Source organism: Bacillus sp. AY3-1, assembly GCF_008368785.1.
Classification (GTDB): Bacteria; Bacillota; Bacilli; order Bacillales; family Bacillaceae_G; genus Bacillus_A; species Bacillus_A wiedmannii.
In genome coordinates, this window is the sequence record NZ_QORZ01000021.1 from 206,312 (window position 1) to 217,900 (window position 11,589).

The following is an 11,589-nucleotide window of genomic DNA, read 5'->3' on the forward strand; positions in this document are numbered from 1 at the left end:
TTTATCTCTATTTCAACATGATTATTTTCTTCACTAAATTATTAGAATACCATAACGAACCTATCTACAAAAGAATAATAACTCATTTTATTATGTCCTCATGTAAAAAACACTAAACTTATTCACAGTGGATAAGTTTAGTGTTTTTTAGTTATCCACACCTATTTTCCCCTCAAAAAAACCGGCACTCAATTGAGTAACCGGTCACTTGGAAGATATTACAACATGTCGATGTGGTTCTTTTCCTTCAGAAGTTGTAATGATATTTTGATGATTAGATAATGCTTGGTGGATAATCTTTCGTTCAAAAGATGGCATAGGCTCCAACACAACTCTTTTTTTCGTACTTACTACTTGTTTTGCTAATCGATAAGAAAGTGCTTCTAATGTACCTTTTCTTTTACTACGATAATTTTCAGCATCTAGTGTGATGCCAATATACTGCTTCGTACTACGATTCGCCACAAGTTTTGTTAAATACTGCAAAGAATTCAAGGTGTTTCCTCTTTTCCCAATCAAAACACCTATGTTTTTGCCAGAAATTGTAAATTCAACTTCGCGTCCTTTTACAATTTTACTAATCTCAGCTTCCACACCCATATCATGAATAATATTTTTTAAATATTCTTCACATTCTTGAATCGGATCTTTCTTCAATACGACTTCTACTACTGCAGGTCGATTCCCAAATAAACCTAGGAACCCTCTTTTACCCTCATCGATAATATTTATATCTACTCGGTCTTTTGAAACATTTAGTTGCCTTAAAGCATCTTGTACTGCCAGCTCGACTGTTTGTCCTTTAGCAGTAATTACACTCACTTGCTTGATCCTTCTGCCTTACTAGCCTTAATTTCTGGCCCCTTGATCAAGTACATTTGAGCGATACCAAAGATATTACCAACAACCCAGTAAAGTGATAATGCAGCTGGGAAGTTAATTGCAAAGACTAAAATCATAATTGGCATAAGCCAAATCATCATTGCCATTTGCGGATTTTGACCAGCTGTTCCTGCCATTGCAAGCTTTTGCTGAATAAATGTCGTAATTGCCGCGACAACCGGTAAGATATAGTACGGATCTGCCTGCCCTAAGTCGAACCATAAAAATGTATGCTTACTAATTTCTGCCGTTCTCATAATCGCATGGTAAAACGCAAATAAAATAGGCATCTGAACAAATATCGGTAAACACCCTGCTAATGGGTTTACACCATTTTTTTGATATAACTGCATCATTTCTTGTTGTAGTTTTTGCTGTGTTGCTTGATCTTTAGAACTATATTTCTCTTTTAACTTCACCATTTCTGGTTGTAACGCTTGCATTGCTTTCGTACTCTTCGTTTGTTTAATCATTAATGGTAATAATGCAAAACGAATGATAAGAGTTGTAACAACGATTGCTAAACCGTAATTACTACCAAATAAGTTGGCAAAATACGTAATTAACTGAGAAAGCGGATATACGAAATATTCATTCCAAATTCCAGTACTTTTCGGTGTAATCGGCTGTTTCACTTCACTACAGCCAGCAGCAATTGCCATTAATGCAATAACCATGGCTAGTAAACCTATTTTCTTTTTCAAAGCCTGCTCCTCCTTGTTTCGGTATGTATATAGTGTAATTCATTTCCTTACGCTACTTTTTTATTCTTTTCATACCAGAGCGTTTAAAGACATGAATTAAGCTTTTCTTTAATTCTTCATATGTCATCTCTGCACAAGGCTTCCTTGCTATTATAACAAAATCTTTTCCAGAATCTATCTCATCTTTTAATTCTGTGATCGACTGGCGAATCATACGTTTAATTCGGTTACGCACTACTGCATTTCCTATTTTCTTGCTGACAGAAAGGCCAATACGAAAGTTTGGCTGCTCTCCCTTATCTAGTTGATAGACAACAAGCTGACGGTTAGCATTCGATTTTCCTTTTTGAAAAACCGTCTGGAATTCATCATTCTTTTTTATACGATATTTTTTCTTCATATCAATTGACACTCCTGTAGTTCATCAGTGGAAATTCACTATTATTAGAAAAAAAGACCACTGAACGATCAGTGGTCTACGCAGATAATACTTTTCTTCCTTTACGACGACGAGCTGCTAGCACTTTACGTCCGTTCGCTGTGCTCATACGGCTGCGGAAACCATGTACTTTGCTGCGCTTACGTTTATTTGGTTGGTAAGTTCTTTTCATTATATGACACCTCCCTGAGGAATATCTGTTAAAGACAGTCCTATAAATTATAGTTAATCAACTAGGAAAATGTCAATGGTTCTCGAAATTTTCATCAAATATTCATTTTGAACCTATTCACATACTTTTTCACAGACCCTATATTTCCTTGTGGATAAATGTTTTTTCTTGGTTTTTATATCCACAAACCCTTTTCGTACTTTTACACAGTATATCGTGTTGTGGACAAGTTTATTCCACAAGGTATTGATTTTGTGGATAACTTTCTTAAATTCATTGCTATAGCTACTTTTTTTTGATATTATAGTTGTGTTTTCACTTTGAATAAGTTTTCCACACCTTTATCTTATCCACAATTTGTGTATAACATGTGGACAGTTTTAATCACATGTGGGTAAATGCTTATCCACATTTGCTTTTTTTGTCGAAAACCCTATCTCATATACAAACGACGTTTTTAGGTTTTAAAATACGTTTCGTATAAATATACATTTTATATTTATTTAGGTTGTACATTTGTTGCGCAACCTTATTCTTTTACCATCTTAGTAAAGGAGGGACACCTTTGGAAAACATCTCTGATTTATGGAACAGCGCCTTAAAAGAACTAGAAAAAAAGGTCAGTAAACCAAGTTATGAAACATGGTTAAAATCAACAACCGCACATAATTTAAAGAAAGACGTGTTAACAATTACAGCTCCAAATGAATTCGCTCGTGATTGGTTAGAATCTCATTATTCAGAGCTAATTTCGGAAACACTTTATGATTTAACGGGGGCAAAATTAGCTATTCGCTTTATTATTCCCCAAAGTCAAGCTGAAGAGGAGATTGATCTTCCTCCTTCTAAACCAAATTCAGCACAAGATGATTCTAATCATTTACCACAGAGTATGCTAAATCCAAAATATACGTTTGATACATTTGTTATTGGCTCTGGTAACCGTTTTGCTCACGCTGCTTCATTGGCCGTAGCCGAAGCGCCAGCTAAAGCATATAATCCACTCTTTATTTACGGGGGAGTTGGACTCGGAAAGACCCATTTAATGCATGCAATTGGTCATTATGTAATTGAACATAACCCAAACGCAAAGGTTGTATATTTATCATCAGAAAAATTCACAAATGAATTCATTAATTCTATTCGTGATAATAAAGCTGTCGATTTTCGTAATAAATACCGTAATGTAGATGTTTTATTGATAGATGATATTCAATTTCTAGCAGGAAAAGAACAAACTCAAGAAGAGTTTTTCCATACATTCAATGCATTACACGAAGAAAGTAAACAAATTGTAATTTCAAGTGATCGGCCACCAAAAGAAATTCCAACTTTAGAAGATCGTCTTCGTTCTCGCTTTGAATGGGGACTCATTACGGATATTACGCCACCAGATTTAGAAACACGAATTGCAATTTTACGTAAAAAAGCAAAGGCTGAAGGACTCGATATACCAAATGAGGTTATGCTTTATATTGCAAATCAAATTGATTCAAACATTCGTGAACTAGAAGGTGCACTTATCCGAGTTGTAGCTTATTCATCTTTAATTAACAAAGATATTAATGCTGATTTAGCAGCTGAAGCACTTAAAAATATTATTCCAAATTCTAAACCAAAAATTATCTCCATTTATGATATTCAAAAGGCTGTCGGGGACGTTTATCAAATAAAACTGGAAGATTTCAAGGCGAAAAAGCGAACAAAATCAGTTGCCTTCCCTCGCCAAATTGCAATGTATTTATCACGCGAACTTACAGATTACTCCTTACCTAAAATCGGTGAAGAATTTGGTGGACGTGATCATACAACAGTTATCCATGCTCATGAAAAAATTTCTAAGCTGCTTAAAACGGATACGCAATTACAAAAACAAGTTGAAGAAATTAACGATATTTTAAAGTAGTAGCTGAATAGTGTGAATAACTTCTCTTGTTTTACGCACAGTCTATCCACATGTAGATAGACTGTTTTTACATCGTTTAACGGGGTTATCCACATATCCACAGGCCCTATTACTATTACTACTATTTTTTATCTTTATTAATTAAATAAAATATTATACTTACCGGAGGTTTTTCTTTATGCGTTTTACAATACAAAAAGACTATCTTGTAAGAAGTGTACAAGATGTAATGAAGGCTGTTTCTTCTCGTACAACAATTCCGATCCTTACAGGAATTAAAGTTGTCGCTACGGAAGAAGGAGTTACGTTAACAGGAAGCGATGCTGATATTTCTATTGAATCTTTTATCCCAGTTGAAGACAATGGAAAAGAGATCGTAGAAGTAGCACAATCAGGAAGTATTATTTTACAAGCAAAATATTTTAGTGAGATTGTAAAAAAATTACCTAAAGAGACTGTCGAAATTTCTGTGGAAAATCATTTTATGACAAAAATAATTTCTGGAAAATCAGAGTTTAATTTAAATGGTTTAGATTCTGCTGAATATCCATTGTTACCACAAATTGAAGAACACCATGTTTTTAAGATTCCAACAGATTTACTGAAACATATGATTAGACAAACTGTATTTGCAGTTTCCACTTCTGAAACAAGACCGATCTTGACAGGTGTAAACTGGAAAGTATATAACAGCGAATTAACTTGCATTGCTACAGATAGTCACAGGTTAGCTCTTCGAAAAGCAAAAATCGAAGGAATCGCAGATGAATTTCAAGCGAGTGTTGTTATTCCAGGTAAAAGCTTAAATGAATTAAGCAAAATTCTAGATGAGTCTGAAGAAATGGTAGATATCGTTATTACGGAGTATCAAGTATTATTCCGTACAAAGCATTTATTATTCTTCTCAAGATTGTTAGAAGGTAATTATCCGGATACAACTCGTTTAATTCCAGCCGAAAGTAAAACAGATATTTTTGTAAATACAAAAGAATTTTTACAAGCAATTGATCGTGCATCTTTATTAGCAAGGGATGGTCGTAATAATGTTGTAAAATTATCAACTTTAGAACAGGAAATGCTAGAAATTTCTTCGAATTCACCAGAAATTGGGAAAGTAGTAGAAGAAGTTCAATGTGAAAAAGTGGATGGGGAAGAGTTAAAAATATCTTTTAGTGCAAAATATATGATGGATGCACTAAAAGCTTTAGATAGTACTGAAATTAAAATTAGCTTTACTGGTGCGATGAGACCATTCTTAATTCGTACAGTAAATGATGAGTCCATTATTCAATTAATTTTACCGGTTCGTACTTACTAAGTAAGAAGTAAGGGTTGCTAGTTTTCAGATACTAGTAGCCCTTATTTGATTTTTGGGTATTACTTTCCTAATGTTAGTTTATTTAGTACAATGAAAGAATGAACACTTTCAGAAAGTGAGCGATTTTATGAAACGTATTAAAATTTCAACAGAGTATATTACACTAGGACAATTTTTGAAGTTAGCCGATGTAATTGATACAGGTGGCGCTGTAAAATGGTTTTTACAAGAATATGAAGTGTACGTGAATCAAGAACTTGAAAATAGAAGAGGTCGCAAATTATATGCGAACGATATTATTGAAATTCCAGGAAGCGGAAGTTTCCAAGTTCAGGCATAAAGGGGGAGCCCTTTGTTTATTTCAGAAATACAATTAAAAAACTATCGCAATTATGAAAAGTTAGAGCTTTCCTTTGAAGATAAAGTGAATGTGATTATCGGTGAAAATGCACAAGGGAAAACGAATTTGATGGAAGCTATTTATGTTTTAGCGATGGCGAAATCTCATAGAACCTCTAATGATCGCGAGCTTATCCGTTGGGATGAAGACTTCGGTCAAATTAAAGGGAAATTACAAAAAAGAAATAGTTCTTTGTCTTTGGAATTAAATATTTCGAAAAAAGGTAAAAAGGCAAAATTAAATCAACTTGAACAACAAAAATTGAGTCAATATATTGGTATGATGAATGTTGTCATGTTTGCCCCAGAAGATTTAAATCTTGTAAAAGGAAGCCCTCAAGTAAGAAGACGCTTTTTAGATATGGAATTAGGCCAAATAGCTCCAATCTATTTGTATGAATTGAGTCAATATCAAAAGGTGCTCACGCAACGAAATCACTTGCTGAAAAAGATGCAAGGGAATAGTAAGAATGAGGAAACGATGTTGGATGTATTTACACTTCAACTTATTGAGCATGGTGCAAAAATATTGCAAAAACGGTTTGAGTTTTTGCATTTACTACAAGAATGGGCAGCTCCAATTCATCGCGGTATAAGCCGCGGATTAGAAGAATTAGAAATTGTCTATAAACCAAGTGTAGATGTATCAGAATCAATGGATTTGTCGAAAATAAAAGAAGTATACTATGAAAATTTTCAATCTGTGAAACAACGTGAGATTTTCCGTGGTACGACTTTAATTGGTCCTCATCGTGATGATTTACAATTCTTCGTTAATAGTAAAAATGTTCAAGTCTTTGGTTCGCAAGGACAACAACGAACGACCGCACTGTCCCTAAAATTAGCTGAAATTGAATTGATTTACTCAGAAGTTAAGGAATATCCGATTCTTTTATTGGATGATGTATTATCAGAATTAGATGATTATCGTCAATCGCATCTGTTAAATACAATTCAAGGAAAAGTGCAAACATTTGTGACAACGACGAGTGTCGACGGAATTGAACACGAAACATTAAAAGAAGCGAAAACAATTCATGTAACGAACGGCACGGTAGATTGTGAAATAGATAGGGCGTAATCCCTATTTAAATGGAAAAGTAGGTGATCTTTGTGTCAATGGAACAAAAGCAAATGGAAGAAAACTCATATGATGAAAGTCAGATACAGGTACTTGAAGGATTAGAAGCGGTTCGAAAACGCCCTGGGATGTATATTGGATCTACAAGTGGAAAAGGACTTCACCATCTTGTGTGGGAAATCGTCGATAATAGTATTGATGAAGCACTTGCAGGGTATTGTGATGAAATTAACGTTAGTATCGAAGAAGATAATAGTATTCTTGTAACGGATAATGGACGTGGTATTCCAGTTGGTATACAAGAAAAAATGGGACGTCCTGCTGTAGAAGTTATAATGACCGTTCTTCATGCTGGTGGTAAGTTTGGCGGTGGCGGTTATAAAGTTTCCGGTGGTTTGCATGGTGTTGGGGCATCTGTAGTAAATGCTCTATCAACAGAACTAGAGGTATTTGTACATCGTGAAGGCAAAATCCATTATCAAAAATACGAAAGAGGTATCCCGGTTGCGGATTTAAAAGTCATTGGTGACACAGATCAAACAGGGACGATAACTCGATTTAAACCAGATCCAGAAATTTTTCAGGAAACAATAGTATACGAATTTGATACGTTAGCAACTCGTATGCGCGAATTAGCATTTTTAAATCGTAATATTAAATTAACAATTGAAGATAAACGTGAACATAAAAAGAAGAAAGAATTCCATTATGAAGGTGGAATTAAATCATATGTTGAACATTTAAATCGTTCAAAACAGCCAATTCATGAAGAACCTGTATATGTAGAGGGTTCAAAAGATGGTATTCAGGTTGAAGTTGCGCTTCAATATAACGAAGGATACACAAATCATATTTACTCATTTACAAATAATATTCATACGTATGAAGGTGGTACACATGAGGTAGGATTTAAAACAGCCTTAACTCGTGTGATCAACGATTATGGTCGTAAAAATAATATTTTAAAAGATGCGGATAGTAATTTAACTGGTGAAGATGTTCGTGAAGGTTTAACAGCGATTGTGTCAATTAAACATCCAAATCCACAATTCGAAGGACAAACGAAGACGAAACTTGGAAATAGTGAAGCAAGAACAATTACAGAGTCAGTATTCTCAGAGGCATTTGAAAAGTTCTTACTGGAAAATCCGAATGTTGCACGTAAGATTATAGATAAAGGGACGATGGCAGCGCGTGCGCGTGTAGCAGCTAAAAAGGCTCGTGAGTTAACTCGCCGAAAGAGTGCTTTAGAAGTTTCAAGTTTACCAGGGAAATTGGCAGACTGTTCTTCTAAAGATCCAGCAATTAGTGAAATCTATATCGTAGAGGGTGACTCTGCGGGTGGGTCTGCAAAACAAGGGCGTGATCGTCATTTCCAAGCAATTTTACCGCTGAAGGGTAAAATTATTAATGTTGAAAAGGCACGCTTAGATAAGATTTTATCAAATGATGAAGTTCGTACAATTATTACGGCGATTGGTACAAATATCGGCGGAGACTTCGCTATTGAAAAAGCACGCTATCATAAAGTTATTATTATGACGGATGCCGATGTTGATGGTGCGCATATTCGTACCCTATTATTAACGTTCTTCTATCGCTATATGCGTCAAATAATTGAGTGCGGTTATATATATATTGCACAGCCGCCTTTGTTTAAAGTACAACAAGGTAAGAAAATTCAATATGCTTACAATGATAAGGAACTTGAAAAAATCTTAGCTGAATTACCAGCCCAACCTAAGCCGGGGATTCAGCGTTATAAAGGTCTAGGGGAAATGAATCCAACTCAGTTATGGGAGACGACAATGGACCCAGAAGTACGTTCATTACTTCAAGTTTCACTTCAAGATGCAATTGAAGCGGATGAAACATTTGAAATTTTGATGGGAGATAAAGTAGAGCCACGTCGTAACTTTATCCAAGAAAATGCAAAATACGTGAAAAACCTTGATATTTAAATGGGTAATGACAGGAATCTAAGTATTCCTGTCTTCTACATATAAATCAATGTATGTGTAACGGAAATGTAAGAGGAGGTGCTGGTTGATGTCAGACAATCAACAACAAGCACGAATTCGAGAAATTAATATTAGTCATGAAATGCGTACCTCGTTTTTAGATTACGCAATGAGTGTTATCGTATCTCGTGCATTACCAGATGTTCGTGATGGATTAAAGCCTGTGCATCGTAGGGTTTTATATGCGATGAATGATTTAGGAATTACAGCTGATAAAGCGTATAAAAAATCAGCGCGTATTGTCGGTGAAGTAATCGGTAAGTATCACCCTCACGGTGATTCAGCTGTTTACGAGACGATGGTACGTATGGCGCAAGATTTTAGTCAACGTTATATGCTTGTTGATGGGCATGGTAACTTTGGTTCTGTTGATGGTGATTCAGCAGCAGCGATGCGTTATACAGAAGCAAGAATGTCTAAGATTTCTATGGAATTAATACGTGATATTTCAAAAAATACGATTGATTATCAAGATAACTATGATGGTTCTGAAAGAGAGCCAATTGTATTGCCAGCGCGTTTCCCTAATTTATTAGTGAATGGTACGACGGGTATTGCGGTAGGTATGGCAACGAATATTCCACCGCATCAACTCGGTGAAGTAATTGATGGTGTATTGGCACTAAGCCATAATCCCGACATTACGATTGCGGAATTAATGGAGTTTATTCCAGGACCAGATTTTCCAACAGCAGGTTTAATTTTGGGACGAAGTGGGATTCGAAGAGCGTATGAAACAGGTAGAGGCTCTATTATGCTTCGAGCTAAAGTTGAAATTGAAGAGAAGTCAAATGGTAAACAATCTATTCTCGTAACTGAACTACCTTATCAAGTTAATAAGGCGCGATTAATTGAAAAAATTGCAGAATTAGTTCGTGATAAGAAAATTGAAGGTATTACGGATTTACGTGATGAGTCAGATCGAAACGGTATGCGTATTGTTATGGAAGTACGCCGTGATGCCAATGCCAATGTACTATTAAATAATCTATATAAACATACAGCACTTCAAACAAGTTTCGGTATTAATATGTTGTCTCTTGTAAATGGAGAGCCACAAGTACTAAATTTAAAACAAAATTTATATCATTACTTGGAGCATCAGAAGGTAGTAATTCGTCGACGTACTGCTTATGAATTAGAAAAAGCAGAGGCGCGTGCTCATATTTTAGAAGGATTACGAATTGCTCTAGATCATCTAGATGAAGTTATTACGTTAATTCGTAGTTCGAAAACAGCAGATATTGCAAAACAGGGCTTAATGGAACGTTTCGGTTTAAGTGAGAAACAAGCACAAGCAATTTTAGATATGCGTCTGCAACGTTTAACAGGATTAGAACGTGAAAAAATTGAGCAAGAATATCAAGACTTAATGAAGTTAATCGCTGAATTAAAAGCAATCTTAGCAGATGAAGAGAAAGTTCTTGAGATTATTCGTGAAGAATTAACGGAAGTAAAAGAACGCTTCAATGATAAGAGACGAACGGAAATTACAATTGGTGGCATGGAATTTATTGAAGATGAAGATTTGATTCCAGAACAAAACATCGCTATTACGTTAACTCATAATGGTTATATTAAGAGGTTACCGGCTTCTACGTACAAAACACAGAACCGTGGTGGACGTGGTGTGCAAGGAATGGGAACAAATGATGATGATTTCGTAGAGCATTTATTAACTACTTCTACGCATGATCACATTTTATTCTTTACTAATAAAGGGAAAGTATACCGTACGAAAGGATATGAAATCCCAGAGTATAGTCGTACAGCAAAAGGTATACCTATTATTAACTTATTGGGTGTAGATAAGGGTGAATGGATTAACGCCATTATTCCAATTCGTGAATTTGGTGATGATGAATTCTTATTCTTCACAACAAAACAAGGTATTTCTAAGAGAACGCCACTTTCATCATTTGCAAATATACGTACGAATGGTTTAATCGCCATCTCTCTTCGTGAAGAGGATGAAGTAATATCTGTACGTTTAACATCTGGTGATAAGGATATTATTGTAGGAACAAGCAATGGTATGTTAATTCGCTTTAACGAGCAAGATGTGCGTTCTATGGGACGTAATGCGGCTGGTGTAAAAGCAATTACATTAGGTGATGAAGATCAAGTTGTAGGCATGGAAATTGTCGAAGAGGATGTAAATGTTCTAATCGTAACGAAAAATGGTTATGGAAAACGTACACCTATTGATGAATACCGTCTACAAAGCCGTGGTGGTAAAGGTCTGAAGACTTGTAATATTACAGATAAAAACGGTAAATTAGTAGCTGTTAAATCTGTAACAGGTGAAGAAGATATCATGTTAATTACGGCAGCTGGTGTTATTATTCGTATGCCAGTTGATCAAATCTCTCAAATGGGACGTAATACACAAGGTGTTCGTCTAATTCGATTAGAGGATGAGCAAGAGGTAGCGACGGTAGCAAAAGCACAGAAAGATGAAGAAGAGGAATCTAATGAAGAGGTTTCTTCTGAAGAATAAGAGGGGGATTTTTCCTCCTCTTATTTTTTTATAATAATACTTGCATAGCAATGGAAAACTCTATATAATAGGCAGAGTCAGCAAATGAGAGATACAAATTATCTTAAAAAACTTGTTGACGAAAATAATATACTATGATATATTATGAAAGTCGCTGAAACGCGATG

At 35.2% G+C, this 11,589-nt stretch carries 10 protein-coding genes; 6 read left to right on the plus strand and 4 right to left on the minus strand.

Annotated features, from left to right (window positions below):
• Positions 1-204: 204 nt before the first annotated feature.
• The 4 genes from jag to rpmH form a co-directional block, all read right to left on the minus strand.
• Complete coding sequence (gene jag, locus DN389_RS23020; RefSeq protein WP_098191057.1) at positions 205-822, minus strand: RNA-binding cell elongation regulator Jag/EloR; 618 nt, start codon at positions 820-822, stop codon at positions 205-207.
• Positions 819-1,586 (minus strand): YidC family membrane integrase SpoIIIJ, encoded by a 768-nt coding sequence (spoIIIJ, locus tag DN389_RS23025; RefSeq protein ID WP_048542855.1) that lies wholly within the window; start codon positions 1,584-1,586, stop codon positions 819-821. Before spoIIIJ ends, jag begins: the two co-directional genes overlap by 4 nt.
• A 52-nt stretch (positions 1,587-1,638) precedes the next feature.
• Positions 1,639-1,986: a ribonuclease P protein component gene (gene rnpA / locus DN389_RS23030; protein WP_000731505.1), complete on the minus strand. Its 348-nt coding sequence runs from the start codon at positions 1,984-1,986 to the stop codon at positions 1,639-1,641.
• A 76-nt stretch (positions 1,987-2,062) separates the two neighbouring features.
• Positions 2,063-2,197 carry a 50S ribosomal protein L34 gene (rpmH, locus tag DN389_RS23035; RefSeq protein WP_000831901.1) on the minus strand — a complete coding sequence of 45 codons (135 nt, stop codon included), beginning with the start codon at positions 2,195-2,197 and terminating at the stop codon, positions 2,063-2,065.
• Between the two features lie 565 nt (positions 2,198-2,762).
• On the opposite strand from rpmH, the gene dnaA reads away from it, so the two are divergent.
• The 6 genes from dnaA (at position 2,763) to gyrA (ending at position 11,422) form a co-directional block, all read left to right on the plus strand.
• Entirely contained in the window at positions 2,763-4,103 is a 1,341-nt protein-coding gene (gene dnaA, locus DN389_RS23040) for a chromosomal replication initiator protein DnaA (RefSeq protein WP_000428027.1), read from the plus strand.
• 178 nt (positions 4,104-4,281) lie between these two features.
• Complete coding sequence (dnaN, locus tag DN389_RS23045; RefSeq protein ID WP_001212890.1) at positions 4,282-5,421, plus strand: DNA polymerase III subunit beta; 1,140 nt, start codon at positions 4,282-4,284, stop codon at positions 5,419-5,421.
• 127 nt (positions 5,422-5,548) lie between these two features.
• Entirely contained in the window at positions 5,549-5,761 is a 213-nt protein-coding gene (gene yaaA, locus DN389_RS23050; protein WP_000821366.1) for a S4 domain-containing protein YaaA, read from the plus strand.
• A 12-nt stretch (positions 5,762-5,773) separates the two neighbouring features.
• Positions 5,774-6,901: a DNA replication/repair protein RecF gene (gene recF / locus DN389_RS23055; protein WP_000470742.1), complete on the plus strand. Its 1,128-nt coding sequence runs from the start codon at positions 5,774-5,776 to the stop codon at positions 6,899-6,901.
• A 38-nt stretch (positions 6,902-6,939) separates the two neighbouring features.
• A complete protein-coding gene (gyrB, locus tag DN389_RS23060) occupies positions 6,940-8,862 on the plus strand; it encodes a DNA topoisomerase (ATP-hydrolyzing) subunit B (RefSeq protein WP_149237651.1) in 1,923 nt (640 codons plus the stop codon).
• 88 nt (positions 8,863-8,950) lie between these two features.
• Positions 8,951-11,422 (plus strand): DNA gyrase subunit A, encoded by a 2,472-nt coding sequence (gyrA, locus tag DN389_RS23065; protein ID WP_001282859.1) that lies wholly within the window; start codon positions 8,951-8,953, stop codon positions 11,420-11,422.
• Positions 11,423-11,589: the final 167 nt, after the last annotated feature.